General features: G+C 72.6%; 27 protein-coding genes and 1 pseudogene. 23 read left to right on the forward strand and 5 right to left on the reverse strand.

Annotation, left to right across the window (positions count from 1 at the left end):
• Nucleotides 1-231 precede the first annotated feature (231 nt).
• The 12 genes from mscL to glmM all read left to right on the forward strand — a co-directional run bounded on the left by mscL (nucleotide 232) and on the right by glmM (nucleotide 9,534).
• Complete coding sequence (gene mscL, locus ACPC54_RS21335) at nucleotides 232-657, forward strand: large conductance mechanosensitive channel protein MscL (RefSeq protein ID WP_498966791.1); 426 nt, start codon at nucleotides 232-234, stop codon at nucleotides 655-657.
• Nucleotides 658-853: 196 nt separating this feature from the next.
• Entirely contained in the window at nucleotides 854-1,075 is a 222-nt protein-coding gene (infA, locus tag ACPC54_RS21340) for a translation initiation factor IF-1 (RefSeq protein WP_003956442.1), read from the forward strand.
• Nucleotides 1,076-1,107: 32 nt separating this feature from the next.
• Nucleotides 1,108-1,221, forward strand: coding sequence for a 50S ribosomal protein L36 (gene rpmJ, locus ACPC54_RS21345; RefSeq protein WP_003956441.1), 114 nt, complete (start codon nucleotides 1,108-1,110; stop codon nucleotides 1,219-1,221).
• 177 nt (nucleotides 1,222-1,398) lie between these two features.
• Nucleotides 1,399-1,779 carry a 30S ribosomal protein S13 gene (gene rpsM / locus ACPC54_RS21350; RefSeq protein ID WP_316523629.1) on the forward strand — a complete coding sequence of 127 codons (381 nt, stop codon included), beginning with the start codon at nucleotides 1,399-1,401 and terminating at the stop codon, nucleotides 1,777-1,779.
• 72 nt (nucleotides 1,780-1,851) lie between these two features.
• A complete protein-coding gene (gene rpsK / locus ACPC54_RS21355; RefSeq protein ID WP_030232513.1) occupies nucleotides 1,852-2,259 on the forward strand; it encodes a 30S ribosomal protein S11 in 408 nt (135 codons plus the stop codon).
• 152 nt (nucleotides 2,260-2,411) lie between these two features.
• Nucleotides 2,412-3,434, forward strand: coding sequence for a DNA-directed RNA polymerase subunit alpha (locus ACPC54_RS21360; RefSeq protein ID WP_030055844.1), 1,023 nt, complete (start codon nucleotides 2,412-2,414; stop codon nucleotides 3,432-3,434).
• Between the two features lie 127 nt (nucleotides 3,435-3,561).
• Complete coding sequence (gene rplQ / locus ACPC54_RS21365) at nucleotides 3,562-4,038, forward strand: 50S ribosomal protein L17 (RefSeq protein WP_498966795.1); 477 nt, start codon at nucleotides 3,562-3,564, stop codon at nucleotides 4,036-4,038.
• A gap of 79 nt (nucleotides 4,039-4,117) precedes the next feature.
• Nucleotides 4,118-5,053, forward strand: a complete 936-nt coding sequence (gene truA / locus ACPC54_RS21370) for a tRNA pseudouridine(38-40) synthase TruA (RefSeq protein ID WP_498966797.1) — start codon at nucleotides 4,118-4,120, stop codon at nucleotides 5,051-5,053.
• Nucleotides 5,054-5,095: 42 nt separating this feature from the next.
• Entirely contained in the window at nucleotides 5,096-6,754 is a 1,659-nt protein-coding gene (locus ACPC54_RS21375; protein ID WP_498966798.1) for an ABC-F family ATP-binding cassette domain-containing protein, read from the forward strand.
• A gap of 253 nt (nucleotides 6,755-7,007) precedes the next feature.
• Entirely contained in the window at nucleotides 7,008-7,451 is a 444-nt protein-coding gene (gene rplM / locus ACPC54_RS21380; protein WP_045693033.1) for a 50S ribosomal protein L13, read from the forward strand.
• A 46-nt stretch (nucleotides 7,452-7,497) separates the two neighbouring features.
• On the forward strand, nucleotides 7,498-8,001 hold the full coding sequence (rpsI, locus tag ACPC54_RS21385; RefSeq protein WP_224273932.1) for a 30S ribosomal protein S9: 504 nt from the start codon (nucleotides 7,498-7,500) through the stop codon (nucleotides 7,999-8,001).
• Between the two features lie 168 nt (nucleotides 8,002-8,169).
• A complete protein-coding gene (gene glmM, locus ACPC54_RS21390) occupies nucleotides 8,170-9,534 on the forward strand; it encodes a phosphoglucosamine mutase (RefSeq protein ID WP_498966800.1) in 1,365 nt (454 codons plus the stop codon).
• 83 nt (nucleotides 9,535-9,617) lie between these two features.
• Here the strand turns inward: glmM and coaA are convergent, their stop codons facing one another.
• Complete coding sequence (coaA, locus tag ACPC54_RS21395) at nucleotides 9,618-10,613, reverse strand: type I pantothenate kinase (RefSeq protein WP_498966802.1); 996 nt, start codon at nucleotides 10,611-10,613, stop codon at nucleotides 9,618-9,620.
• Nucleotides 10,614-10,712: 99 nt separating this feature from the next.
• On the opposite strand from coaA, the gene glmS reads away from it, so the two are divergent.
• Nucleotides 10,713-12,569: a glutamine--fructose-6-phosphate transaminase (isomerizing) gene (gene glmS / locus ACPC54_RS21400; RefSeq protein WP_498966804.1), complete on the forward strand. Its 1,857-nt coding sequence runs from the start codon at nucleotides 10,713-10,715 to the stop codon at nucleotides 12,567-12,569.
• Nucleotides 12,570-12,602: 33 nt separating this feature from the next.
• Here the strand turns inward: glmS and ACPC54_RS21405 are convergent.
• Nucleotides 12,603-13,159, reverse strand: a pseudogene (locus ACPC54_RS21405) (Uma2 family endonuclease).
• 170 nt (nucleotides 13,160-13,329) lie between these two features.
• Here ACPC54_RS21405 and ACPC54_RS21410 point away from each other — a divergent pair.
• The 3 genes from ACPC54_RS21410 to ACPC54_RS21420 all read left to right on the forward strand — a co-directional run bounded on the left by ACPC54_RS21410 (nucleotide 13,330) and on the right by ACPC54_RS21420 (nucleotide 17,432).
• On the forward strand, nucleotides 13,330-14,805 hold the full coding sequence (locus tag ACPC54_RS21410) for an NAD(P)H-hydrate dehydratase (protein WP_498966806.1): 1,476 nt from the start codon (nucleotides 13,330-13,332) through the stop codon (nucleotides 14,803-14,805).
• A gap of 186 nt (nucleotides 14,806-14,991) precedes the next feature.
• Entirely contained in the window at nucleotides 14,992-16,191 is a 1,200-nt protein-coding gene (alr, locus tag ACPC54_RS21415; RefSeq protein WP_498966808.1) for an alanine racemase, read from the forward strand.
• Nucleotides 16,188-17,432 (forward strand): alpha/beta fold hydrolase, encoded by a 1,245-nt coding sequence (locus ACPC54_RS21420; RefSeq protein ID WP_498966809.1) that lies wholly within the window; start codon nucleotides 16,188-16,190, stop codon nucleotides 17,430-17,432. The genes alr and ACPC54_RS21420 overlap by 4 nt, the downstream gene beginning before the upstream one ends.
• Nucleotides 17,433-17,480: 48 nt before the next feature.
• Here ACPC54_RS21420 and ACPC54_RS21425 read toward each other — a convergent pair whose 3' ends face one another.
• Complete coding sequence (locus tag ACPC54_RS21425) at nucleotides 17,481-18,524, reverse strand: LPXTG cell wall anchor domain-containing protein (protein ID WP_498966810.1); 1,044 nt, start codon at nucleotides 18,522-18,524, stop codon at nucleotides 17,481-17,483.
• A 288-nt stretch (nucleotides 18,525-18,812) separates the two neighbouring features.
• Between ACPC54_RS21425 and tsaE the strand changes: the two genes are divergently transcribed.
• Together tsaE and ACPC54_RS21435 are read left to right on the forward strand one after the other, a co-directional pair.
• Nucleotides 18,813-19,307, forward strand: coding sequence for a tRNA (adenosine(37)-N6)-threonylcarbamoyltransferase complex ATPase subunit type 1 TsaE (gene tsaE / locus ACPC54_RS21430; protein ID WP_498966811.1), 495 nt, complete (start codon nucleotides 18,813-18,815; stop codon nucleotides 19,305-19,307).
• A gap of 147 nt (nucleotides 19,308-19,454) precedes the next feature.
• The gene (locus ACPC54_RS21435) at nucleotides 19,455-19,649 is read left to right on the forward strand and encodes a hypothetical protein (RefSeq protein ID WP_498966812.1); all 195 of its coding nucleotides are present in this window, start codon (nucleotides 19,455-19,457) and stop codon (nucleotides 19,647-19,649) included.
• Between the two features lie 9 nt (nucleotides 19,650-19,658).
• Here ACPC54_RS21435 and ACPC54_RS21440 read toward each other — a convergent pair whose 3' ends face one another.
• The gene (locus ACPC54_RS21440) at nucleotides 19,659-20,225 is read right to left on the reverse strand and encodes a hypothetical protein (RefSeq protein WP_498967017.1); all 567 of its coding nucleotides are present in this window, start codon (nucleotides 20,223-20,225) and stop codon (nucleotides 19,659-19,661) included.
• 157 nt (nucleotides 20,226-20,382) lie between these two features.
• On the opposite strand from ACPC54_RS21440, the gene tsaB reads away from it, so the two are divergent.
• The 5 genes from tsaB to ACPC54_RS21465 all read left to right on the forward strand — a co-directional run bounded on the left by tsaB (nucleotide 20,383) and on the right by ACPC54_RS21465 (nucleotide 23,877).
• The gene (gene tsaB / locus ACPC54_RS21445) at nucleotides 20,383-21,039 is read left to right on the forward strand and encodes a tRNA (adenosine(37)-N6)-threonylcarbamoyltransferase complex dimerization subunit type 1 TsaB (protein ID WP_498966814.1); all 657 of its coding nucleotides are present in this window, start codon (nucleotides 20,383-20,385) and stop codon (nucleotides 21,037-21,039) included.
• Nucleotides 21,036-21,542: a ribosomal protein S18-alanine N-acetyltransferase gene (rimI, locus tag ACPC54_RS21450; RefSeq protein ID WP_498966815.1), complete on the forward strand. Its 507-nt coding sequence runs from the start codon at nucleotides 21,036-21,038 to the stop codon at nucleotides 21,540-21,542. The genes tsaB and rimI overlap by 4 nt, the downstream gene beginning before the upstream one ends.
• On the forward strand, nucleotides 21,535-22,626 hold the full coding sequence (gene tsaD, locus ACPC54_RS21455; RefSeq protein ID WP_498966816.1) for a tRNA (adenosine(37)-N6)-threonylcarbamoyltransferase complex transferase subunit TsaD: 1,092 nt from the start codon (nucleotides 21,535-21,537) through the stop codon (nucleotides 22,624-22,626). The genes rimI and tsaD overlap by 8 nt, the downstream gene beginning before the upstream one ends.
• A complete protein-coding gene (locus tag ACPC54_RS21460) occupies nucleotides 22,623-22,883 on the forward strand; it encodes a hypothetical protein (protein ID WP_498966817.1) in 261 nt (86 codons plus the stop codon). Before tsaD ends, ACPC54_RS21460 begins: the two co-directional genes overlap by 4 nt.
• A gap of 94 nt (nucleotides 22,884-22,977) precedes the next feature.
• Nucleotides 22,978-23,877, forward strand: coding sequence for a polysaccharide deacetylase family protein (locus tag ACPC54_RS21465; protein WP_498966818.1), 900 nt, complete (start codon nucleotides 22,978-22,980; stop codon nucleotides 23,875-23,877).
• Here the strand turns inward: ACPC54_RS21465 and ACPC54_RS21470 are convergent.
• Nucleotides 23,874-25,073 carry a THUMP-like domain-containing protein gene (locus ACPC54_RS21470; protein ID WP_498967018.1) on the reverse strand — a complete coding sequence of 400 codons (1,200 nt, stop codon included), beginning with the start codon at nucleotides 25,071-25,073 and terminating at the stop codon, nucleotides 23,874-23,876. The genes ACPC54_RS21465 and ACPC54_RS21470 overlap by 4 nt on opposite strands.
• Nucleotides 25,074-25,076: the final 3 nt, after the last annotated feature.

Below are 25,076 nucleotides of genomic sequence, written 5' to 3' on the forward strand. Positions count from 1 at the left end.
CCTGGCTCGAGTTCTACAACACTCGACGCAGACACACCGCGCTCGGCGGCCAACCCCCGACCAGCAGGCTGTCACCAACGTCATGACCAAGTACAGCTAGGCCCGGAGGCGGCCGACCGCCGCTGCCGACAAGGGATCAGAGCCCTGGAGGTTTGGACCTCCAGGGCTTTTGTCCTATTTTTAACGGCTGGCAGAGGCAGTTCGAGCTTCCGAGCGTTCAGGAGAGAGCACGTGCTCAAGGGATTCCGCGACTTCATGATGCGCGGCAACGTCGTCGACATGGCGGTCGGTGTCGTCATCGGTGCCGCGTTCACCGCCGTGGTGACCGGCTTCGTGTCCGCCTTCCTCACCCCGCTGGTGGGTGTGGTGGTCGGCGCGGCCGGCGACTTCAGCTCGTACAAGGCGGAGATCGCCGGGGTGAAGTTCCCGTACGGCCAGTTCCTGAACGTGCTGATCGCGTTCTTCATGACGGCCGCGGTGCTGTACTTCTGCGTCGTGCTGCCGATCTCCAAGGCCACCGCGCGGTACCTGCCGAAGAAGCCCGCCACGCCGAAGCGCCCCTGCCCCGAGTGCCTGACCGAGATCCCCGAGGCCGCCCGCCGCTGCTCGGCCTGCACCGCGCACGTCGAGCCGCTGTCCGTCCCGACGAAGGTCTGACCGGCGGGTGTGACGGCGGTCGCCTTCCGGTACCCCGGTTTTGGTCCACCCGAACCACTGGCGTAGGATGGACCGTCGGCTCACTCGTAGCGTGCTTCGGCACGCCCTCTTCCCGCTCGACGGGATGGGGTGAACCCAGGTACGCACGAGCGTTCCGCATACGGTAGCCGGTCCCGGAAGGTGGATCTCGCAGTTCATGGCTAAGAAGCAAGGCGCCATTGAGATCGAGGGCACCGTGATCGAGTCTCTTCCGAACGCGATGTTCAAGGTCGAGCTGCAGAACGGTCACAAGGTCCTCGCGCACATCAGCGGCAAGATGCGCATGCACTACATCCGCATCCTGCCGGACGACAGGGTTGTCGTGGAGCTCAGCCCCTACGACCTCACGCGCGGCCGGATCGTCTACCGCTACAAGTAAGAACGCCAGATCTAGACCCGGAGAACCTGAACATGAAGGTCAAGCCGAGCGTCAAGAAGATCTGCGACAAGTGCAAGGTGATCCGCCGCCACGGCCGGGTCATGGTGATCTGCGACAACCTGCGCCACAAGCAGCGCCAGGGCTGATCTCTCCCCAGCATTTCTCGTAGTACTTCGCGCGACGCGAAAAACGTCATACGCGGGCTGCCCGATCCGTCCCCACGGGGCCGGACTGCCACCCCCGGTCAGAGGCCGGGGCTCCCTCATCGAGAGATGACGGAGTAGGCGGCACGCCAGACCTCTGAAGAACCACAGGAGCCATGAATGGCACGCCTCGCCGGCGTTGATCTCCCCCGTGAGAAGCGGATCGAGATCGCCCTCACCTACGTGTACGGCATCGGCCGTACCCGCGCCCAGCAGACCCTCGCCGAGACCGGCGTCAACCCGGATGTCCGCGTTCGCGACATCACCGAGGACGACCTGGTCAAGCTGAGCCAGTACATCGACGCCAACTACACGGTCGAGGGTGACCTCCGCCGTGAGGTGGCCGCCGACATCCGCCGCAAGGTCGAGATCGGCTGCTACGAGGGTCTGCGTCACCGCCGTGGCCTGCCGGTCCGCGGCCAGCGCACCCACACCAACGCGCGTACCCGCAAGGGCCCGCGTCGCGCGATCGCCGGTAAGAAGAAGCCGGGCAAGAAGTAGTCCGTCCCGTAACCGGACATCCCTCCGGCCCGCGGGTCAGCGGACCGACCACCTCAGTAGGAGAACAGACTTATGCCCCCCAAGGGTCGTCAGGCTGCCGGCGCGAAGAAGATCCGCCGCAAGGAAAAGAAGAACGTCGCTCACGGCCACGCGCACATCAAGAGCACGTTCAACAACACCATCGTTTCGATCACCGACCCCGCGGGCAACGTGATCTCCTGGGCCTCCGCCGGCCACGTCGGCTTCAAGGGCTCGCGCAAGTCCACCCCGTTCGCCGCGCAGATGGCCGCCGAGGCCGCTGCCCGTCGCGCGCAGGAGCACGGCATGCGCAAGGTCGACGTCTTCGTGAAGGGTCCGGGCTCCGGCCGCGAGACCGCGATCCGTTCGCTCCAGGCCACCGGCCTGGAGGTCGGCTCGATCCAGGACGTCACCCCCACCCCGCACAACGGCTGCCGTCCGCCGAAGCGCCGCCGCGTCTGACGCAGCGCCTTCGGGCACGCGGGTAACGCTTTAAACCTCGTACGGGCTCCCGTTTTCGGCGGGAGCCCGTACGCTTGGCGTGAGGCCACTGCCTCATGGCCATTCGTTCGGCGTCAAATAGTGGGCGCCGAAGACTGGAGGATCGAAACCCCATGCTTATCGCTCAGCGTCCCTCGCTGACCGAAGAGGTCGTCGACGAGTTCCGCTCCCGGTTCGTGATCGAGCCGCTGGAGCCGGGCTTCGGCTACACCCTCGGCAACTCCCTGCGCCGTACGCTCCTGTCGTCGATCCCGGGTGCCGCTGTCACCAGCATCCGCATCGACGGCGTCCTGCACGAGTTCACCACCGTGCCGGGCGTCAAGGAGGACGTGACCGACCTCATCCTCAACATCAAGCAGCTGGTCGTCTCCTCGGAGCACGACGAGCCGGTCGTGATGTACCTGCGCAAGCAGGGCCCGGGCGTCGTGACCGCCGCCGACATCGCCCCGCCGGCGGGTGTCGAGGTGCACAACCCGGAGCTGGTCCTCGCCACGCTGAACGGCAAGGGCAAGCTGGAGATGGAGCTGACCGTCGAGCGCGGTCGCGGCTACGTCTCCGCCGTCCAGAACAAGGCCTCCGGCCAGGAGATCGGCCGCATCCCGGTCGACTCGATCTACAGCCCCGTGCTGAAGGTCACCTACAAGGTCGAGGCCACCCGTGTCGAGCAGCGGACCGACTTCGACAAGCTGATCGTCGACGTCGAGACCAAGCCCGCCATGCGTCCGCGCGACGCCATGGCCTCGGCCGGCAAGACCCTGGTGGAGCTGTTCGGCCTCGCCCGCGAGCTGAACATCGACGCCGAGGGCATCGACATGGGCCCGTCCCCGACGGACGCCGCCCTGGCCGCCGACCTGGCGCTGCCGATCGAGGAGCTGGAGCTCACCGTCCGCTCCTACAACTGCCTCAAGCGCGAGGGCATCCACACCGTGGGTGAGCTCGTCGCCCGCTCCGAGGCCGACCTGCTCGACATCCGCAACTTTGGTGCGAAGTCGATCGACGAGGTCAAGGCGAAGCTGGCCGGCATGGGCCTGGCCCTCAAGGACAGCCCGCCCGGGTTCGACCCGACCGCCGCCGCCGACGCCTTCGGCGCCGACGACCTGGACGACGCGGGTTACGCGGAGACCGAGCAGTACTGAGAGACTTGACCGCGGGGGCGGTTCACCACGAACCGCCTCCGCTGTCGTGAAAGTCGTGCGGGCACAGTGCCCGTACGCCCGCTGCGGTACCTGGTACGGCCGCAGTCGGAGATTCGAGGAGTAATCCATGCCGCGTCCCACCAAGGGTGCCCGCCTCGGCGGCGGCCCGCACCACGAGCCGCTGCTGCTCGCCGGTCTGTGCCGGGAGCTGTTCCAGTACGGCCGCATCACCACGACCGAGGCCAAGGCCCGTCGGATGCGCCCGCTGGCGGAGAAGCTGATCACCAAGGCGAAGAAGGGCGACATCCACAACCGTCGCCTGGTGCGCAAGACCATCACCGACGTGTCGGTGCTGCACACCCTCTTCACCGAGATCGCGCCGCGCTACGAGAACCGCCCGGGTGGTTACACCCGTATCACCAAGATCGGTCCCCGTCGTGGCGACAACGCCCCGATGGCCGTGATCGAGCTGGTCGAGGCGCTGACCGTCGCGCAGACCGCCGTCGGCGAGGCCGAGGCCGCCACCAAGCGTGCCGTCAAGGAGGCCGACGCCAAGGTCGAGGCCACCGAGACCGCCGAGGTCGAGGCTGCCGAGCAGGCCTGACACCGCTAGGTGTTCGCGGGCCCGCTTCCCCAGTGATGGGGGAGCGGGCCCGTTCCGCATCCATGGAGATTGGGAAGCAGTGCTCAACGATTGCGCCGAGCAGCCGCCGGTGAAGGACGGCCCGGCCGACGGGTACGTCCGGGTCCGGCTCGACCTCGCCTACCACGGCGCCGAGTTCTCCGGCTGGGCCCGCCAGAAGGGCGGCCGTCGCACCGTGCAGGAGGAGATCGAGAGCGCGCTGCAGGTCGTCACCCGCAGCGCGGAGCTGTTCCCGCTCACCGTGGCCGGCCGCACCGACGCCGGGGTGCACGCGCGCGGCCAGGTCGCGCACGTCGACCTGCCGGCCGAGCTGTGGGCGGCGCACCGGGAGAAGCTGCTGCGCCGGCTGGCCGGGCGGCTTCCCGGGGACGTCCGGATCTACCGGATCGGCGAGGCGCCGGCCGGGTTCGACGCCCGCTTCTCGGCGATCTGGCGCCGGTACGCCTACCGGGTCGCGGACCACCCCGGCGGCGTCGACCCGCTGCTGCGCGGGCACGTGCTCTGGCACGACCGGCCGCTGGACCTGGACAGGATGAACGCCGCCGCGAAGCTGCTGCTCGGCGAGCACGACTTCGCCGCGTACTGCAAGAAGCGCGAGGGCGCCACCACCATCCGCACCCTGCTGGAGCTGCACTGGGACCGCGTCCCGGTGGACTCCTACGCGGCCCAGGAGGGCACCCTCGCGGTCGCCACCGTCCGGGCCGACGCGTTCTGCCACAACATGGTCCGGGCACTGGTCGGCGCGATGCTGCTGGTCGGCGACGGCCACCGGCCGGTGGAGTTCCCCGGCGAGGTGCTGGCGGGCGGCGTCCGCAACTCGGCCGTCAACGTGATCCGGCCGTACGGGCTCACGCTGGAGGAGGTCGGCTACCCGCCGGACGACCAGCTGGCCGAGCGCAATCGCCAGGCCCGGCGGCTGCGCACCCTGCCGGGGCAGCCGGTGTCGCCGCAGGCGGAGCCCGGAACCAGGCCCTAAATCGGTTTTGGCCGGGAGCGTCCGCTTGGGACAATCGTCCGCATGGGACACGTCGAGATTTCGCACCTTGAGTACTACCTGCCGGACGGACGGGTGCTGTTCGACGACGCGTCCTTCCGGGTCGGCGAGGGCGCCGCGGTCGCCCTGGTCGGCGCCAACGGGGCCGGCAAGACCACCCTGCTGCGCATGATCGCGGGTGACCTGCAGCCACACGGCGGTTCGGTGACGATCAGCGGCGGGCTCGGCGTGATGCGCCAGTTCGTCGGCACCACCGGCCGCGAGGACCAGCAGAACACCCCGGGCGCGCTGCCCGCCGACGCCTCGGTGCGCGACCTGCTGGTGTCGGTCGCCCCCGAGCGGATCGCCGTCGCCGCCCGCGCGGTGGACGCGGCCGAGCTGGCCATGATCGCCCAGGACGACGAGAAGACCCAGATGGCCTACGCCCAGGCGCTCTCCGACTGGGCCGACGTCGGCGGCTACGACTACGAGACCGACTGGGACGTCTGCACCATGGCGGCCCTCGGCATGCCCTTCGACAAGGCCCAGTGGCGCGGCCTGAGCACCCTCTCCGGCGGCGAGCAGAAGCGGCTCGTGCTGGAGGCGCTGCTGCGCGGCCCGGAGGAGGTGCTTCTCCTCGACGAGCCCGACAACTACCTGGACGTCCCGGCCAAGCGCTGGCTGGAGGAGGCCATCAAGGCCACCTCGAAGACCGTCCTGTACATCTCGCACGACCGCGAGCTGCTGTCGAAGACCGCCGACAAGATCATCTCCGTGGAGTCCGGCGCGGCCGGCAGCAGCGTCTGGGTGCACGGCGGCGGCTTCGACTCCTTCCACGACGCCCGCAAGGACCGCTTCGCCCGCTTCGAGGAACTGGGCCGGCGCTGGGACGAGGAGCACGCCAAGCTCAAGAAGCTGGTCGTCACCCTGCGCCAGGCCGCGGCCGTCAGCCACGCCCTGGCCACCCGCTACGCGGCCGCCCAGACCCGGCTGAAGAAGTTCGAGGAGGCCGGCCGGCCGGAGGAGCCCCCGCGCGAGCAGAGCATCACCATGCGGCTCAAGGGCGGGCGCACCGGCGTGCGCGCCTTCACCATGGAGCGGCTGGAGCTCACCGGCCTGATGCAGCCCTTCGACCTGGAGGTCTTCTACGGCGAGCGGGTGGGCGTGCTGGGCGCCAACGGCGCCGGCAAGTCGCACCTGCTGCGGCTGCTGGCCGGCGACGAGACGGTCGCCCACAGCGGCTCCTGGAAGCTCGGCGCCCGGGTCGTCCCCGGCCACTTCCGGCAGACCCACGCCCACCCGGAGCTGTTCGGCCGTACCGTCCGCTCGATCATCGAGGAGGAGCACGCGCTCAGCCGCGGCGCCGCGATGGGCGCGCTGCGCCGCTACGAGCTGGACCGCCAGGAGGAGCAGAAGTTCGAGTCGCTGTCCGGCGGGCAGCAGGCCCGGCTGATGATCCTCAAGCTCGAACTCGACGGTGTGACGGCCCTGTTGCTCGACGAGCCGACCGACAACCTGGACCTGGAGAGCGCCGAGGCGCTGCAGGCCGGGCTGGAGGCCTTCGAGGGCACCGTGCTGTGCGTCACGCACGACCGCTGGTTCGCCAGGACCTTCGACCGGTTCCTGGTGTTCGGCGCGGACGGCCGGGTCTTCGAGTCGCCCGAGCCGGTCTGGGACGTCACCCGTGTCGAGCGCGAACGCTGAGTGGAGCGGCCCGCGGCGGCGGCCTTCGGCGGGTGGGCGGGAGAGGATTTTTGACCCCTTCCCGCCCGCCCGGTAACCTGGACGCTTGATGTGCGTATTGGCTCGCTCTATCTCACGTGAGAGGTCGGTACGCCGGAGACATCAGGTCGACGACCAGCGGTCCCCCTTGAATTGCGTCCAAGGTTGACCAGGCTGCTCTTCCGTCCGGGTGCTCCTGTCAGGACTCACTCACTGAAAAGCGAAGGCTACGACCGTGCGTACGTACAGCCCCAAGCCCGGCGACGTCCAGCGTCAGTGGCACGTCATCGACGCGACCGACGTCGTGCTCGGCCGCCTGGCTTCCCAGGCCGCCAACCTCCTCCGGGGCAAGCACAAGGCGATCTACGCGCCGCACGTTGACACTGGTGACTTCGTCATCATCATCAACGCCGACAAGGTGCACCTGTCCGGTAACAAGAAGACCCAGAAGCTGGCCTACCGCCACTCGGGCTTCCCGGGCGGTCTGCGCTCGGTGCGCTACGACGACCTGCTGGCGAACAACCCCGAGAAGGCCGTCGAGAAGGCCATCAAGGGCATGATCCCCAAGAACAGCCTGGGCCGTCAGATGCTCTCGAAGCTGAAGGTCTACTCGGGCCCGGTGCACCCGCACACGGCCCAGCAGCCGGTTCCGTTCGAGATCACCCAGGTCGCCCAGTAATTTCGGCCACCAAGCCCCCCAACACTGAAAAGAGCTGAGGAAAACCGTGGCCGAGACCACTGAAACCCTTGAGGTCGACTTCGACGAGACCGTCGTCGAGGGCGAGTACACCTCCGAGGAGAGCTACACCTCCGAGTCGCTGGCCGGCCGCTTCGGCGAGGCCGTCCCGGGCGCCGGCCTCGGCCGTCGCAAGGAGGCGATCGCCCGCGTGCGCATCGTCCCCGGCACCGGCCAGTGGAAGATCAACGGTCGCACCCTTGAGGGTTACTTCCCCAACAAGGTGCACCAGCAGACCGTGAACGAGCCCTTCAAGCTCCTTGAGCTGGACGGCCGTTACGACGTCGTCGCCCGCATCAGCGGTGGCGGCGTCTCCGGCCAGGCCTACGCGCTGCGCCTCGGCGTCGCCCGTGCCCTGAACGAGGCCGACGTGGACAACAACCGCGGCGCGCTGAAGAAGGCCGGCTTCCTGACCCGTGACGCCCGCGCCGTCGAGCGCAAGAAGGCCGGTCTGAAGAAGGCCCGCAAGGCGCCGCAGTACAGCAAGCGCTAATCGCGTCCCCCGGGGGGTGCGGACCGCCCTGGCGGCGTCGCACCCCCCGGTCGCGCGAAACCGTCGCCCCGGAGTACCCCGTGTACTCCGGGGCGACGTGTTCCCCGGCTATCGTGCGGCGGCCGGGTCATCGGTGGGGTTCCGAGCATGGTGATGGAGGACGGAACAGTGGGACGACTCTTCGGTACGGACGGCGTTCGCGGCGTGGCCAACGAGGGCCTGACGGCCGAGCTGGCGCTCGGGCTGTCGGTCGCGGCCGCGCACGTGCTCGGCGAGGCCGGCGCCTTCGACGGCCACCGGCCGGTCGCGGTGGTCGGCCGGGACCCGCGCGCCTCGGGCGAGTTCCTGGAGGCCGCCGTCATCGCCGGCCTGGCCAGCGCCGGCGTCGACGTCCTGCGGGTCGGCGTGCTGCCCACCCCGGCCGTCGCGTACCTCACCGGCGCGCTCGGCGCAGACTTCGGCGTGATGCTGTCCGCCAGCCACAACGCCATGCCGGACAACGGCATCAAGTTCCTCGCCCGCGGCGGCCACAAGCTGGACGACCGCATCGAGGACGCGATCGAGGCCCACTACCGGACCCACACGCTCGGCGACGAGGACTGGAAGCGCCCGACCGGCGCGGCCGTCGGCCGGGTCCGCGAGTACACCGAGGGCTTCGACAAGTACGTCGCCCACCTGATCGGCGTGCTGCCCAACCGCCTGGACGGCATCAAGGTCGTCATCGACGGCGCCCACGGCGCGGCCGCCTACGTCGCCCCCGAGGCCTTCGCCCGGGCCGGCGCCGAGGTCGTCCACACCCTGGGGGCCGAGCCCACCGGCCTCAACATCAACGACGGCGTCGGCTCCACCCACCTGGACCGGCTGCAGGTCGCGATGAAGGAGCACAAGGCCGACCTCGGCATCGCCCTGGACGGCGACGCCGACCGCTGCCTGGCCGCCGACGCGGACGGCAACGAGGTCGACGGCGACCAGATCATCGCGATCCTCGCCGTCGCCATGAAGGAGGCCGGCACGCTGCGCCGCAACACCGCGGTGGCCACCGTGATGTCCAACCTCGGCTTCAAGCTGGCGATGCGCCGCGAGGGCATCGAGCTGGTGGAAACGGCGGTCGGCGACCGGTACGTGCTGGAGGCGATGAAGGAGCACGGCTTCGCGCTGGGCGGCGAGCAGTCCGGCCACGTCATCCTGCTCGACCACGCCACCACCGGCGACGGCACCCTGACCGGCCTGATGCTGGGCGCCCGGCTGGCCGCCACCAAGCAGCCGCTGGCCGACCTGGCCGCCGTGATGACCCGGCTGCCGCAGGTGCTGATCAACGTCAAGGGCGTCGACAAGTCCCGGGTGCGCACCAGCGAGGAGCTGTCCGCCGCCGTCGCCGCCGCCGAGGCCGAGCTGGGTGACACCGGCCGGGTGCTGCTGCGCCCGTCCGGCACCGAGCCGCTGGTGCGGGTCATGGTCGAGGCCGCGGACGCGGCGCAGGCCGAGGCCGTCGCGCAGCGGCTCGCCGAGGCGGTCCGCACCCACCTGGGCTGACCCCCGCCGCCGCACGCACGCACGCCGAAGGGCCCCCTCCTCCCGGAAGGGGCCCTTCGGCGTGCGCTCCGTCGGACGGGCGCTCAGAGCTTGCGCAGCAGCGCCCGGCGGACCTTGTGGTCCTGGCCCTTCTGCAGGACCAGGGTGGCCCGGCCGCGGGTGGGCAGCACGTTCTCCAGCAGGTTCGGCTTGTTGATGGTGCGCCAGACCTGCCGGCCGTACTCCATCGCCTCGTCCTCCGGCACCTCGGTGAAGCGGCGGAAGTAGGAGTTCGGGTCCTGGAAGGCGGTCTGCCGCAGCTTGCGGAAGCGATCCAGGTACCAGTGCTCGATGTCGTCGGTGCGGGCGTCGACGTAGATCGAGAAGTCGAAGTAGTCGGCCACCGCGAGCCGGGTGCGGCCGTCGTTGCCGGGCAGCGCCGGCTGCAGCACGTTCAGGCCCTCGACGATCAGGATGTCGGGGCGCTCCACCGTCAGCACCCGGTCCGGCACGATGTCGTAGACCAGATGGGAGTACACCGGCGCGGTGACCCGCTCCTTGCCCGCCTTCACGTCCGCGACGAAGCGCATCAGCGCCCGGCGGTCGTACGACTCGGGGAAGCCCTTGCGGGCCATCAGGCCGCGGCGGCGCAGCTCGGCGTTGGGCAGCAGGAAGCCGTCCGTGGTGACCAGCTCGACCCGGGGGTGCTCGGGCCAGCGGGCCAGCAGGGCCTGCAGCAGTCTCGCGGTGGTCGACTTGCCGACCGCCACCGAGCCGGCCACGCCGATGATGAACGGCGTCCGGGTGCGCTCGGTGTCCGGCGTGTCCAGGAAGGTGCCCAGCGCGCCGCGCAGCTCGTGCGTGGCGTGGATGTACAGGTTGAGCAGCCGGGACAGCGGCAGGTAGACGTCGCGGACCTCGTCCAGGTCGAGGGCGGTGCCGAGGCCGCGCAGTCGCTCGACCTCCTCGGCGGTCAACGGCAGCGGCGTTCGCTCGCGCAGCGCGCTCCACTCGGCCCGGCTGAGGTCCACGTAGGGGGACGGCGACGGGCCGGGCGCGGGGGCGCCCCGCGTACAGAGTTCGGTCAGCACATGCTCCATTGTGAGCCGTAGCCCCGTTCACGGTGGTTGTGGTGTCGGTCACCCAACGTTCCGGAGAGCCGGGAAAAGCGCCGCGAAACCGCCCTTATGCTGGCACGCATGTGCGGAATTGTTGGATATGTGGGCGCTCAGTCCGCCCTCGACGTCGTCATCGCCGGCTTGCAGCGACTGGAGTACCGGGGCTACGACTCGGCCGGAGTAGCGGTACAGACGCAGGACCCCGAAGGGCAGTGGGTCCTGGTCACGGACAAGCGGGCCGGAAAGCTCGCCAACCTGGAGAAGTCGCTCGCCGAGACCCCTCTTCCCGGCGGCACCACCGGCATCGGCCACACCCGTTGGGCCACCCACGGCGGCCCGACCGACGCCAACGCCCACCCCCACCTCGACGACCACCTCAAGGTCGCCGTGGTGCACAACGGCATCATCGAGAACTTCGCGCAGCTGCGCGCCGAGATCGCCGAGCGCGGCCACACCCTGCGCTCCGAGACCGACACCGAGGTCGTCGCCCACCTGCTCGGCGAGGCCTACCAGGGCGACCTCGCCGAGGCCATGCGGGTCGTCTGCCGCCGGCTGGACGGTGCCTTCACCCTCGTGGCCGTGCACGCCGACGCGCCCGACGTGGTGGTCGGCGCCCGCCGCAACTCGCCGCTGGTCGTCGGTCGCGGCGAGGGCGAGAACTTCCTCGCCTCGGACGTCGCCGCGTTCATCGCGCACACCCGCGAGGCGATCGAGCTGGGCCAGGACCAGGTCGTCGAACTGCGCCGCGACGCCGTCACGGTGACCAACTTCGACGGCACCCCGGCCGACGTGCGCGAGTACCACGTCGACTGGGACGCCTCCGCCGCCGAGAAGGGCGGCTACGACTACTTCATGCTCAAGGAGATCGCCGAGCAGCCGAAGGCCGTCGCCGACACCCTCCTCGGCCGGATCGGCACCGACGGCCGGCTGACCCTCGACGAGCTGCGGATCTCGGACGCCGAGCTGCGCGCCGTCGACAAGGTCGTCATCGTCGCCTGCGGCACCGCCTTCCACGCCGGCATGATCGCCAAGTACGCGATCGAGCACTGGACCCGCATCCCCTGCGAGGTCGAGGTCGCCTCGGAGTTCCGCTACCGCGACCCGATCATGGGCCCCGGCACGCTGGTCATCGCCATCTCGCAGTCCGGCGAGACCATGGACACCCTGATGGCGCTGCGGCACGCCCGCGAGCAGGGCGCCAAGGTGCTGGCGATCTGCAACACCAACGGCTCCACCATCCCGCGCGAGTCGGACGCGGTGCTGTACACCCACGCCGGGCCCGAGGTCGCGGTCGCGTCCACCAAGGCGTTCCTCACCCAGCTGGTCGCCTGCTACCTGGTCGCCCTCTACCTGGGCCAGGTGCGCGGCACCAAGTGGGGCGACGAGATCTTCGCCGTCATCCGCGAGCTCGGCGACGCGCCCAAGCAGGTCGAGCAGGTGCTGGAGACCATGGAGCCGGTCCGCGAGCTGGCCCGCTCGCTGGCCGACGCCCGCTCGGTGCTGTTCCTGGGCCGCCACGTCGGCTTCCCGGTGGCCCTGGAGGGCGCGCTCAAGCTCAAGGAGCTGGCGTACATGCACGCCGAGGGCTTCGCGGCGGGCGAGCTCAAGCACGGCCCGATCGCGCTGATCGAGGAGGGGCTGCCGGTCGTCGTGGTCGTGCCCTCGCCGCGCGGGCGGTCGATCCTGCACGACAAGATCGTCTCCAACATTCAGGAGATCCGGGCCCGCGGCGCCCGCACCATCGTGATCGCCGAGGAGGGCGACGAGGCCGTCGTCCCGTACGCGGACCACCTGATCCGCATCCCGGTCACCCCCACGCTGCTGCAGCCGCTGGTCTCCACCGTGCCGCTCCAGGTCTTCGCCTGCGAGCTGGCCACGGCCAAGGGCCACGAGGTCGACCAGCCGCGCAACCTGGCCAAGTCGGTCACGGTCGAGTAGCGACGGCTCCGGTGCCCCTGCGGTGGCTGTGTCCTACCGCAGGGGCGCCGTGTCGAGCGTGAAGGAGAACGGGGCGGGGAGGTCGAGCGGCTTGCCGAAGGGGACCTCGTTCCGGGCGAGGTAGTCATCCCCCTTCGGCTCCGTGAAGAGCGTCACCATGCCTTTGCCGCGGTCGACCAGCAGGTAGCAGGGGATGCCGGCGGCGGCATAGCCCCGGCGCTTCTGCTCGCGATCCTTGGTCGGGTTGGTCGAGGTCACCTCGAAGACCAGAAGGACACCGGACGGGTCCGCCCAGGAACCGGCGTTCAGGAAGTGGCCGACCGGACCGATGGTGCCGTCGGGATGAAGCGCCCGGTCGGCACGATCAATCCCTTGTTGCCGGAGAGGTCGAGGTCCATCGCGGCTTTGCGGAAGAACTGCTTGGCCAGCAGCGAGAACGCGGTCTCGTGTTCCCCGTCCGGCGGTGGCGTCACGACGATTTCCCCTTCGATGAGCTCTGCCTTGTAGCCAGGCGGTGTGTCCAGCTCCAGAAATGCCTGGAGGAGGTTGTCCTGGCCCAGCGGGCCCTCGACTGCTGGCATGGCGACCATGGCCCTTCTCCCTCCTGCTGGTCCGTGCCAGGCGACAAGGTAGGCGTACGGACCGACACCGGCGGGGGATCGAAGTGGGTGTCACTCGAAAGTGTGCCGCAGGCCCGGCTCCCGCGGGGCGCTGACGCGGGCTAGCGTCGGCGGTAGCCGACCGCCGAAGGAGCTCCCGCATGCGTCATGCACACCCTGTGGAAACCGTCCGGGCCGCCGAGGCCGAGCTGATGGCGCGGCTGCCCGAGGGCACGTTGATGCAGCGGGCCGCCGCCGGGCTGGCGGCGACCTGCGCGAGGCTGCTGACGCGGCGTCGGGGGCGGGTGTACGGCAGCCGGGTGGTGGTGCTGGCGGGCAGCGGGGACAACGGGGGTGACGCCCTGTACGCCGGGGCGGCGCTGGCTCGGCGCGGGGCGCGGGTGACGGCGGTGCTGCTGGCGCCCGGAAAGGCGCATCCGGGCGGGCTGGCCGCGCTGCGGGCGGCGCGCGGGCGGGTGACGGCGGAGCGGGAAGTCGGCCTGGCCGACTTCTCGTGCGCGGACCTGGTGCTGGACGGCATCGTCGGCATCGGCGGCCGGGGCGGGCTGCGCCCCGAGGCAGAGCCGTACGCGCGGGCCGAACGGCGCGGCGTGCTGGTCGCGGTGGACCTGCCCAGCGGGGTGGACGCGGACACCGGCGAGGTGCCCGGCGCGGCGCTGCGCGCGGACGTCACCGTCTGCTTCGGCACGTACAAGCCCGGGCTGCTGATCGATCCGGGAGCCGAGTACGCGGGCGCCCCGCAGCTGGTGGACATCGGCCTGACGCTGCCCGAGGCGGAGGTGACGGCCCTGCAGCACGCGGACGTGGCGGCGCTGCTGCCGCTGCCGGGTGCGGAGAGCGACAAGTACCGGCGCGGTGTGGTCGGGGTGGCGGCCGGCTCGGCGACCTACCCGGGCGCGGCGCTGCTGGCCGTCGCCGGGGCGCTGCGCGGCGGCGCGGGCGCCGTCCGGTACGTCGGCACGGCGGCGGACGAGGTGGTGCGGCGCTTCCCGGAGACGCTGGTCACCGAGGGCGGCCCGGCCGGGGCCGGGCGGGTGCAGGCCTGGGTGGTCGGGCCCGGCGGCGGCGAAGGGGCCCGGCAGGCGCTGGCCGAGGCGCTCGCGAGCGATGTCCCCGTCCTGGTCGACGCGGACGGCCTCACCGAACTGGGCCGGCTCGGCCCGCCCGCACTGGCCGGCCGCACCGCACCCACGCTGCTCACCCCGCACACCGGCGAGGCCGCCCGGCTGCTCGCCGGCGCGGACGGCGGCCCGCCCCCGGCCGCCGCCGACCTGGCGGCGAGCCGCCTGGCCACCGCGCGCCGGCTCGCCGCCGCCTACCGGGCGACCGTGCTGCTCAAGGGCTCCACCACGGTGATCGCCGACCCGGGCGGCGCCGTCCGGGTGAACCCCACCGGTACCTCCTGGCTCGCCACCGCGGGCAGCGGCGACGTCCTGGCCGGCCTGGCCGGCTCCCTGCTGGCCGCGGGCCTGCCGCCGCTGGACGCGGCCTCGGTCGCGGCCTACCTGCACGGCCTGGCGGGCCGCGAGGCGGCCGGCGAGCCGGGCGCGCCGGTGACGGCCCTGGCCGTCGCGGGGGCGCTCCCGGCGGTGTGGCGCGCGGTCCGCCAGGTCTGACCGGCGGCGCGGCCGGGGCGGAACCGCCGGTCCGCCGTGCGGAACCGGAGCGTCCGGCCGCCGCGTCCTCAGCAGCGCGGACGGGCGGTCCGCCGCAGGTCGGCGCGCTGCCGGACCGCCGCCGCCGACCGCCGCGCCGATGGGCCGTTCGGCGAGGACTCCAGGACGTCTGGGAGACTGACCCTGATGACAACAGCGAACACGACCGGCACAGCCCCCCTCACCGACGGCGTACGGGCCGAGGCGACCATCGACCTGGGCGCCCTGCGCGGCAACCTCGCCGCCCTGCGGGAGCGCGTCGGGAACACGGCGGTGATGCTCGCGGTCAAGGCGGACGCCTATGGCCACGGGGCGGTCGCGTGCGCCCGGGAGGCGGTGGCCAACGGGGTCGGCTGGCTCGGGTGCGCGACGCCGGAGGAAGCGCTGGCGCTGCGGGCTGCGGGGATCCGCCCGGAGCAGGCCCGGGTGCTGTGCTGGCTGTGGACGCCGGGCGGCCCGTGGCGGGAGGCGCTGCGCGCCGACCTGGACATCTCGGTGAGCGGCCGGTGGGCGCTGGACGAGCTGCTGCCCGCCGTCCGGGAGACCGGCATCCCGGCCCGGGTGCACCTGAAGGCCGACACCGGCCTGGGCCGCAACGGCTGCCAGCCGCACGACTGGCCGGAGCTGGTGGCCGCCGCCCGCCGCGCCGAGGCGGAGGGGCTGCTGCGGGTCGTCGGCATCTGGTCGCACTTCGCGGCGGCGGACGAGCCGGGCCACCCGTCGATCCAGGCGCAACTGGACTCGTACCGCACCGCGCTGGCCGAGGCCGAGGCGGCCGGGCTGCGCCCGGAGGTGCGGCACCTGGCGAACTCGCCGGCCACGCTGCTGCTGCCGGAGTCGCACTTCGACCTGGTCCGCACCGGCCTGGCCGCGTACGGGCTGTCGCCGGTGCCGGAGGTGGGCTCGCCGGCCGACTTCGGGCTGCGCCCGGTGATGGCGCTGGGCGCCCGGCTGGCGCTGGTCAAGCACGTTCCCGGCGGGCACGGCGTGAGCTACGGCCACCACTACACGACGCCGGGCCCGACCACCCTCGGTCTCGTCCCGGTCGGCTACGGCGACGGCATCCCGCGGCACGCGAGCGGCTCCGGCCCGGTGCAGGTCGACGGGAAGTGGCGCGCGGTGGCGGGCCGCGTGGCGATGGACCAGTTCGTGGTGGACCTGGGCGGCGACACTCCCGCGATCGGCGCGGAGGTGCTGCTGTTCGGCAACGGCGAGCGCGGCGAGCCGACCGCCGAGGACTGGGCCCGGGCCGCCGGCACCATCTCGTACGAGATCGTCACCCGGATCGGCGCCCGGGTGCCGCGCCGCTACGTGGGCGGCAGCGCCGTCGAGGGCCGGCCGGCATGACCGACGCACCGGCCGAGGGCGGCCCGGCCGCGGCGGTGGCCAGGGCCGCCGGCACGGTCGACGCGGTCAGGGCGGCGGCCGGTGCGGCCACCGGGGCTTCCGGGGTGTCCCGGGCCGGGGTGATCGGGATCTCGGTCGGTGTGCTGGCGGCCGGTGCGGCCGCCGGGGTGGCGATCGAACGGCTGACGGTCGGCCGGGCGATGCGCCGCCGGGTCCGGGACGAGCTGGACGCGAGCGCCCCGTACGGCTCGCTGCGCGGCCGCCCGCTGACGGTGCCGGCGCCGGACGGCACCGAGCTGTACGTGGAACTGGACGGCACCGGCTGGGAGGCGCCGGACGGCGGTGGTGCCGGCGACGGCGCCGAGCCGCTGACCGTGGTGTTCTGCCACGGCTACTGCCTCAACCAGGACAGCTGGCACTTCCAGCGGGCCGCGCTGCGCGAGGGCGCCCGGCTGGTCTTCTGGGACCAGCGCAGCCACGGCCGCTCCGAGCGCTCCCGCTCGTACCTGGCGGGCGATCCGGCCGGCATCGACCAGCTGGGCGGGGACCTCAAGGCGGTGCTCGACGCCGTCGCACCGACCGGGCCGCTGGTGCTGGTGGGCCACTCGATGGGCGGCATGACGGTGATGGCGCTGGCCGACCAGCACCCGGAGCTGTTCCGGGAGCGGGTCGCCGGGGTGGCGCTGATCGGAACCCTGGCAGGGGACTGGAACGAGGTGAGCCTCGGCCTGCCGAAGGTCGGCGCGAAGCTGTTCAAGAAGGTCGCGCCGGGCGTGGTGAAGCTGCTGGGCCGCCAGGTCGACCTGGTGGAGGCGACCAGGCGGCTGGGCTCGGACGTGACGGGCGTCTTCTACCGGCGGTTCTCGTTCGGCGGCAAGGACGTCGACCCGGGCGTGGTGCGCTTCGCCGAGCAGCTGCTGGACGCGACGCCGATCGACGTGGTCGCCGAGTTCTACCCGGTGTTCGGCGCGCACGACAAGTACGGGGCGTTGGCCGTGCTGCGCGGCCTGCCGACGCTGGTGCTGGCCGGGACGAAGGACCTGCTGACGCCCTCGGCGCACAGCGAGGCGATGGCCGAGCGGCTGCCCGGCGCGGAGCTGGTGCTGGTGGGGGGCGCCGGGCACCTGGTGATGCTGGAGCGTCCGGAGCTGGTCGACCGCGAGCTGACCGCGCTGCTCGGGCGCGCCGCGCAGTTCCGCGGGGCGGCCGAGCCGCCCGAGGCCGTCCTCGGCCCCGCGTAGCGCCGGGGCCCGGCACCCCGAGGGGCGCCGGGCCGTGGAACAGCGGGATCAGACGCCCGCGCCGGTCTTGCGGCGGCGCAGGAACACCAGGGTGCCGGCGCCGAGGGCGACCACACCGGCACCGGTCAGGGCGATGGCGGTGGTGTTGCTGCCGCCACCCGTGGTGGCGAGGCCGGCGCCGCCGGACGGACGGGAAGCGGCCTTGCTCTTCGCGTTGGCGACGGCGACGGCGGACGGCTTCTTCGCCTTGGTCACGGCCGGGTCGAGCTTCACCGGCGGCACCGCGCCGCCGGTCGGGGAGGGCACCGCGGTCGGCGCGGAGGTGGCCGGGGCGGGCTTGGTGGGCGTGCTGGTCGCGCCGCCGGTCGGCGAGGCGCCGGCCGACGCGGTGGCGGACGCCGAGGCGGTCGCGGTCGTCGTCGCGGTGGGCGTGGCCGTGGGGGACGGCGAGGCCGGGGTGGGGGACGTGCTCGGCTTCGGCGTGCCGCCGCCGGAGGCGACGATGGTGAAGTGGGTCGGTGCGGTGTTGTTCGCGACCGGCAGCGGCTCCTGCTGGGCCGGGTCGAACGAGGTGGTCACGAACATCACGCTCGCGCTGTCCAGGGTCGCCTCGCCGGTCAGCGAGAGGCGGACCTGGATGCTCAGGCTCTCGCCGGCGGACACGTACAGGTAGGCGTCGTCGGCGGCCTCGGTGCGGTTCGCCATCGAGCCGAGCAGGGTGAACGCGAGGGGCTCCTTGGGGTCCGACACGAGGGTGCCGTCCCGCCAGACCTTGCTGTCGACGTCCTGGTACTGGATCTTCTCGTGGTCGGCGTTCAGCTGGTAGTGGTCCGCGCCGATGGCCAGGTAGGGCAGGAAGACGACGTCGTGCCCGGAGGTGTTGTTGTACTCGACGGTGAACGCGGCCGCGGGGCCCCCGGCGACGATCTGGGACGGGACGTTCTTGATCGCAACGATCGGGACGTCGCCCTTGGTGTCCGTCCGGGTGGTGGTGACGGCGCCCGCGGCGGTGGCGACCGGGGCGGCGGCGATGACGGCGGCCGAGACGAGGGTGGCGACGGCCGGTATCGCGAGACCGCGACGGAGCTTCATGGAATGGACCTCTGGGGGCCGGCCGGGCCTGCGGACGGCCCGGCGGAACGGGTCCGCACCCGCAGAGTCGGGCTCACGCAGGTACGGAAGGGACAGGTGGGGAGGACGGTATCCGCTTCATGAGAATCGGATGAGAGCGGGGGGCGGTTCGTGGACGGCGCACATGGCGCGAACGCGACCGGTTCAGGACGAAACGGTGCCCCGAGCGCTGCCGGGCGGGGATGTGGCACGGTAGCGGTGGCGGCCGGTGGTCGGGCGCCGGTACGGACCGAAGGGCAAGACACGCGCATGGGCTCGCACGCCACTCTCACCGTCCCCACCCCGGAGCGGATGGGCCGGCTCGGCCGTGAACTCGCCGCGCTGCTGCGGCCGGGGGACCTGGTTCTGCTCTCCGGCGAGCTGGGGGCGGGGAAGACGACGCTGACCCGCGGCCTGGGGGAGGGGCTGGGGGTGCGCGGGGCGGTGACCTCGCCGACCTTCGTGATCGCCCGGGTGCACCCCTCACTGGTCGGCGGCCCGGCGCTGGTGCACGTGGACGCGTACCGGCTCGGCGGGGACCTGGACGAGATGGAGGACCTCGACCTGGACGTCTCGCTGCCGGAGTCGGTGGTCGTGGTCGAGTGGGGCGAGGGCAAGGTCGAGCGGCTCTCCGAGGACCGGCTGGAGGTGCGGATCGAGCGGGCGATCGGCGACGACGCCGGGGAGGACCACGACCCGCGCCGGGTGGTGCTGACCGGGATCGGCTCGCGCTGGGACGACGTCCAGCTGGGGGCGCTCGGATAGGGCCCGCGCCGCGCGTCGCCCGCCGGGGGCGCTCGCGGCGGCCCGTACGCCGTTTTGCCGACAGGCTGTCGGCAAGGTGTTGCGGGCGGGGCGCCGGGCGTGGTGGGATGGGTGCTGCGGTTAGGTCTGCCTAACTAGGGAGGCGCCATGTCGAGCCCCACCCCCGCCCCGGAGCGGGCCGTGCGTCCCGCCGGGGCCGGAGAGCCCGCCCGCCGTGCTCCGGGCGAACCGATGCGGGCGCTGCTGGCCGCCTGCGCGGCCGCCGAGGCGGTGTCCACCCCGCCCGAGCCCGCGCCCCGGCATGCCGAGGAGCCCGAGGCGCGGACGCCCCGGGCCGCCTGACGGCCGCCGCTAGGCGACCACGACCACCTTGGTGCCGTTCGGCGCGAAGTCCCAGAGCAGCTGGCCGTTCGGGCGGCTGCTGCGGATGCCGCCGGTCTTGCCCTTCGGGTCGGTGGTCGGGGTGGAGCCGTCCACGGCCGAGCTGAAACCGAACACCACGCCGTTCTGCTGCGCGAAGCGCACCACGTGCTCGATCTGCTTCTGGTCCGTCCCGGTGCCGCTCTGGGCGCGGCTGTACACCGAGTAGCTGCCCGGGGTCGGCTCGACCGAGCCGGGCGCGACCGGGAAGGCGGCCGTGACCTGCGGGTTCTTCTTCGGGTCGATCAGCCAGACGAAGTGGCCGCTCACCGAGTAGACGACCCGGGTGCCGCTGCCCGAGGAGGCCGGCAGGGTCGGCGCGGTCGGGGTGGCCGAGGCGCTCGGCGCCGCCGAGGTCGGGCCGCCGGCGGCGGAGGTGCTGGCGACGGGCTTGGCGCCGCCGGCCCGGTCCTGCGCGCCGTTGGCCTGGAAGGCCAGCAGGCTGACCGCCGCCAGGGCCCCCAGGGTCAGCCCGGTGACCACCACTCCCGGACCCATCTTCGCCACGTGCCGCTCCCGCCGCCGTCCTCTGTACGTAACGCCCCTTATCGTGCCAGGTCCGTCCGGCCGGTTCGCAGCGCCCGGCACGTGTGTTCCGAATGGGTACACCAGCTCGATCGGCCGGTCGGACCAACGTCGGTCTAACCTTGACCCCGTGCTGCTGCTCGCGTTCGACACCGCCACCCCCGCCGTCACCGCCGCCGTCCACGACGGCACGGCCGTCCTCGCCGAGACCCACCAGGTCGACGCCAGACGGCACGGCGAACTGCTGCTGCCCGCCATCGACCAGGTGCTGCGGGCCGCCGGCGCGGACAAACGCGAGCTCACCGGCATCGCGGTCGGCGTCGGCCCCGGCCCGTACACCGGCCTGCGGGTCGGCCTGGTGACCGCCGCCGCGCTCGGCCACGCGCTGGACCTGCCGGTGCACGGCGTCTGCACCCTGGACGCGATCGCCTTCCAGGCCCGCGCCGAGGGCCTGGCCGGGCAGCCCTTCACGGTGGCGACCGACGCGCGCCGCAAGGAGGTCTACTGGGCCTCCTACGACGCCGAGGGCCGCCGCACCGAGGGCCCCGGCGTGGACCGCCCGGCCGAGCTGACGCCCGCGGCCCGCTCGGTCGGCGCCGGCGCGCTGCTCTACCCCGACGCCTTCCCGGGCGCGCACGGCCCCGAGCACGTCTCGGCCGGTGCGCTGGCCGGCTTCGCCGCCGCCGAACTGGCCGCCGGGCGCGAGCTGCTGCCGAACGTCCCGCTGTACCTGCGCCGCCCGGACGCCCAGGTGCCCGCCGGCTACAAGGCGGTGCTCCCGGCGTGAGGCAGCGCACCACCCTGCGCCCGATGCGCTGGTGGGACATCGAGCCGGTGATGGAACTGGAGCTGAAGCTCTTCCCCGAGGACGCCTGGTCCCACGGGATGTACTGGTCCGAACTCGCCGAGACCCACCCCGGCGGCTCCCGCCACTACACCGTCGCCACCGCCGAGGACGGCACCATCGTCGGCTACGCGGGCCTGATGGCGATCTCCGGCGAGGGCGACGTCCAGACCATCGCCGTCGCCGAGGCCCACCAGGGCGCCGGCCTCGGCGCGGCCCTGCTCACCGATCTGATCCGGGAGGCCGCCCACCGGGGCTGCGCCGAACTGCTGCTGGAGGTCCGGGTGGACAACCCGCGCGCCCAGCGGCTGTACGAGCGCTACGGCTTCCAGCCGGTGGGCATCCGGCGCGGCTACTACCAGCCCGCCAACGTCGACGCGCTGGTGATGCGCCTCGACCACCCGAGCACCGAACCGAAGGACATTGAGGACACCCACCATGGCTGACGAACCGCTCGTCCTCGGCATCGAGACCTCCTGCGACGAGACCGGCGTCGGCATCGTGCGCGGCACCACGCTGCTGGCCGACGCGGTCGCCTCCAGCGTCAACGACCACGCCCGCTTCGGCGGCGTCGTCCCGGAGATCGCCAGCCGCGCCCACCTGGAGGCGATGGTCCCGACCATCCAGCGCGCCCTCGACACCGCCGGGATCAAGGCGAGCGACCTGGACGGCATCGCCGTCACCGCCGGGCCCGGCCTGGCCGGCGCGCTGCTGGTCGGCGTCAGCGCGGCGAAGGCGTACGCCTGGGCGCTGGACAAGCCGCTGTACGGGGTCAACCACCTCGCCTCGCACATCTGCGTCGACCAGCTGGAGCACGGCCGGCTGCCCTCGCCGACGATGGCCCTGCTGGTCTCCGGCGGGCACTCCTCGCTGCTGCTCAGCGAGGACATCACCAGCGACGTCCGCCCGCTCGGCGCGACCATCGACGACGCGGCCGGCGAGGCCTTCGACAAGGTCGCCCGGGTGCTCGGCCTGGGCTTCCCCGGCGGCCCCGTGGTCGATCGGACGGCCCGCGAGGGCGACCGCAAGGCGATCCAGTTCCCGCGCGGCCTGTCCGGGAAGAACGACCCCGCGTACGACTTCTCCTTCTCCGGCCTGAAGACCGCCGTCGCCCGCTGGGTGGAGGCCAAGCGCCGGGCCGGCGAGGAGGTGCCGATCGCCGACGTCGCCGCGTCCTTCCAGGAGGCGGTCACCGACGTGCTCACCCGCAAGGCCGTCAAGGCGTGCAAGGACAACGGCGTCGACCACCTGATGATCGGCGGCGGCGTCGCGGCCAACTCGCGGCTGCGCGAGATGGCCCAGCAGCGCTGCGACCGGGCCGGCATCCGGCTGCGGGTGCCCCGGCCGGGCCTGTGCACCGACAACGGCGCGATGGTGGCGGCGCTGGGCGCCGAGATGGTGTGGCGCGACCGCGCGCCGTCCGCCTTCGACCTGTCGGCGGACTCCTCGCTGCCCGTCACCGAGGTGCACGTGCCGCACACCCACTTCCACGACCAGGCCTACGACGCCCTCGGCGGCGGCGCGAAGTGACCGTCGCCGCGATGTGGGAGGCCCGGGCGGCGGCCGGGCGCGGGCCCGAACTCGCCGCCTGGGCGCGGGAGTCCGCGCTGCCCGCGCTGCGCGGCAGGGCCGGGCTGGAGCGGCTGGAGCTGCTCTCCGCGCCCGGCGAGCGCGTCCTGCTGATCGCCTGGTGGAGCGGCGATCCGGTGCCCGTCGCCGAGCCGCCGGCCGAACTGCTCGGCCGCCCGGTGCACCGCTGGTCCTTCACCAGCGAGCACGTCGAGTAGGCCCCGACCGAATGGGCGGAGACCGGGAACCGCCGCCGCGGCCGCTACCGTGCTAGCTGGGAAAGAGCTGGACGGAAGCCGGGAGCGCGCTGCGGTGAACAGGGACGGGCTGAGCAGGACCAGGACGTACGCGGCGGGGGCGCTGGCCCTGCTGGCCTTCGCCACCGCGTGCGGCGACAACGGGGACGGCGGCGCCAAGCCGGCCGCCACCACGGCCGCGCCCCAGCCCGCGGGCGGCACCGCCGCGCCGACCGCCGCGGCCACCACGCCCGGCGCGGCCCCGGCGGCCGGCGACGCCGCCTGGGCGAAGTGGAACCTCAAGCCGCTCGCCCCGGCTCCCGCGGCGCCCGCGGACAAGCCGATCAAGCTGGAGAAGACCGGCACCGTGCCGGTGTTCAGCGACGTGAGGACGAGCGACAAGGTCGTCTTCATCACCATCGACGACGGTGCCGAGAAGGACCCGAAGTTCGTCGAGATGCTGACCGACCTCAAGGTGCCGATCACGATGTTCCTGACCAAGGACATCGTCAAGAACGACTACGGCTACTTCAAGCCGCTCCAGGCGCTCGGCAACCACATCCAGAACCACACCGTGGACCACCCGGTGATGAGCAAGATCCCGGCGGAGAAGCAGAAGTCCGAGATCTGCGACGACCAGACCGCGCTCACCCAGCAGTACGGCGCCGCCCCGCTGCTGTTCCGCCCGCCGTTCGGCGACGGCGCCAACACCGCGATGCTCAACACCTCGGTGCAGGAGTGCGGCCCGCGCGCGATCGTGCTGTGGCGCGAGTCGATGCAGATCCACGACATGCAGTACCAGGCGGCGGACAAGAAACTGAAGCCCGGCGACATCATCCTGGCGCACTTCCGCGGCCCCAAGGAGCTCAAGGGCGCCACCATGACCCAGATGTTCGGCGACCTGCTGGCCCGGATCCAGGAGCAGGGCTTCTCGGTGGCCCGGCTGGAGGACTACATCCAGGCGCCCGCCGGCTAGGCCCGGGCCTGGACGGGCTGCCCCAGCATCATCAGCGGCCCGTGGTCGGTGCGGCTGAGGATCACCGTGACGGTGTTCGGCCCGGAGGGCTTGAGCTGGCGGCGCAGCTCCTCCGGGGTGATCGCCATCCCGCGCTTCTTGATCACCACCGTGCCGACCGCGCGCTCGCGCAGCAGCGCCTTCAGCTTCTTGACGTTGTACGGCAGCACGTCGGTCAGCTCGAAGGCGTGCGCGTACGGGGTCGGGACCAGCCGGTCCGAGGTCACGTAGGCGATCTTCGGGTCGATCAGCCGGCCGCCGACCGCCCCGGCGACCTCGGCCACCAGGTGGGCCCGGATCACCGCGCCGTCCGGCTCGTACAGGTACCGCCCGACCGGGCCGGCCGGCGGGTCGGGCAGGTCGCCGCCGGTGAGGCTGGCGCCCTGCGGCAGCAGGGTGGCGCGGTGCGGGCGGGCGGCCCCGGTGCCGAACCAGAGCACGGCCTCCTTGACGTCCCCGTGGTCGGAGACCCACTCGGCCTCGGCGTCCGCCGGCACGGCCTCGTGCGGGATGCCCGGGGCCACCTTCAGCGCGCCGATCGGGGTCCGCCGGCCGGCCTCGATCGCCCAGGACAGCGGCGGGGCGTACGCCTCCGGGTCGAACACCCGGCCGCGCGCGGTGCGCCGGGCCGGGTCGGTGAACACCGCGTCGTAGCCGGTGACGTCCACGTCGGCGACGTCCGCGCAGCGCACCTCGACCAGCTCGGCCAGGCCCAGCGCGGCGGCGTTCGCGGCGGTCGCGGCGCAGGCCGCCGGGTCCTTGTCGACGGCCAGCACCTCGATGCCCGCCCGGGCCAGCGCCAGCACGTCGCCGCCGATGCCGCAGCACAGGTCCGCGAGGCGCCGTACGCCCAGTTCGGCGAACCGCCGGGCCCGCCACTCGGCCACGCTGCGCCGGGTGGACTGCTCGACGCCGTTGGGCGTGAAGTACATCAGGTCGGCGTCGGTGCCGAACTTCGCCCGCGCCCGCTGCCGCAGCCGGGCCTGCCCGAACGCCGCCGACACCAGTTCCGCCGGGTGCTCGCGCCGCAGCCTGGTGGCCAGCGCCAGCTCCTCCTCGGGCGCGAACTCGCGCAGCTCGGCGAGCAGGGCCTGGCCCTCGGAGGTCAGCAGGGGCTGGAGGTTCTCGGTGTCCACGGGGCCATTCTCGCCGGTCAGTCG

The organism is Kitasatospora sp. NPDC094028, assembly GCF_049543595.1.
GTDB lineage: Bacteria > Actinomycetota > Actinomycetes > Streptomycetales > Streptomycetaceae > Kitasatospora.

What these genes read in the sequence shown, in the direction of transcription:
- infA (WP_003956442.1), top strand. Translation starts at nt 854, where the DNA reads ATGGCTAAGAAGCAAGGCGCCATTGAGATCGAGGGCACCGTGATCGAG.
- rpmJ (WP_003956441.1), top strand. Translation starts at nt 1,108, where the DNA reads ATGAAGGTCAAGCCGAGCGTCAAGAAGATCTGCGACAAGTGCAAGGTG.
- rpsM (WP_316523629.1), top strand. Translation starts at nt 1,399, where the DNA reads ATGGCACGCCTCGCCGGCGTTGATCTCCCCCGTGAGAAGCGGATCGAG.
- rpsK (WP_030232513.1), top strand. Translation starts at nt 1,852, where the DNA reads ATGCCCCCCAAGGGTCGTCAGGCTGCCGGCGCGAAGAAGATCCGCCGC.
- ACPC54_RS21360 (WP_030055844.1), top strand. Translation starts at nt 2,412, where the DNA reads ATGCTTATCGCTCAGCGTCCCTCGCTGACCGAAGAGGTCGTCGACGAG.
- rplQ (WP_498966795.1), top strand. Translation starts at nt 3,562, where the DNA reads ATGCCGCGTCCCACCAAGGGTGCCCGCCTCGGCGGCGGCCCGCACCAC.
- ACPC54_RS21375 (WP_498966798.1), top strand. Translation starts at nt 5,096, where the DNA reads ATGGGACACGTCGAGATTTCGCACCTTGAGTACTACCTGCCGGACGGA.
- coaA (WP_498966802.1), bottom strand. Translation starts at nt 10,613, where the DNA reads ATGGAGCATGTGCTGACCGAACTCTGTACGCGGGGCGCCCCCGCGCCC.
- glmS (WP_498966804.1), top strand. Translation starts at nt 10,713, where the DNA reads ATGTGCGGAATTGTTGGATATGTGGGCGCTCAGTCCGCCCTCGACGTC.
- ACPC54_RS21410 (WP_498966806.1), top strand. Translation starts at nt 13,330, where the DNA reads ATGCGTCATGCACACCCTGTGGAAACCGTCCGGGCCGCCGAGGCCGAG.
- alr (WP_498966808.1), top strand. Translation starts at nt 14,992, where the DNA reads ATGACAACAGCGAACACGACCGGCACAGCCCCCCTCACCGACGGCGTA.
- ACPC54_RS21420 (WP_498966809.1), top strand. Translation starts at nt 16,188, where the DNA reads ATGACCGACGCACCGGCCGAGGGCGGCCCGGCCGCGGCGGTGGCCAGG.
- ACPC54_RS21425 (WP_498966810.1), bottom strand. Translation starts at nt 18,524, where the DNA reads ATGAAGCTCCGTCGCGGTCTCGCGATACCGGCCGTCGCCACCCTCGTC.
- tsaE (WP_498966811.1), top strand. Translation starts at nt 18,813, where the DNA reads ATGGGCTCGCACGCCACTCTCACCGTCCCCACCCCGGAGCGGATGGGC.
- ACPC54_RS21435 (WP_498966812.1), top strand. Translation starts at nt 19,455, where the DNA reads ATGTCGAGCCCCACCCCCGCCCCGGAGCGGGCCGTGCGTCCCGCCGGG.
- ACPC54_RS21440 (WP_498967017.1), bottom strand. Translation starts at nt 20,225, where the DNA reads ATGGGTCCGGGAGTGGTGGTCACCGGGCTGACCCTGGGGGCCCTGGCG.
- tsaD (WP_498966816.1), top strand. Translation starts at nt 21,535, where the DNA reads ATGGCTGACGAACCGCTCGTCCTCGGCATCGAGACCTCCTGCGACGAG.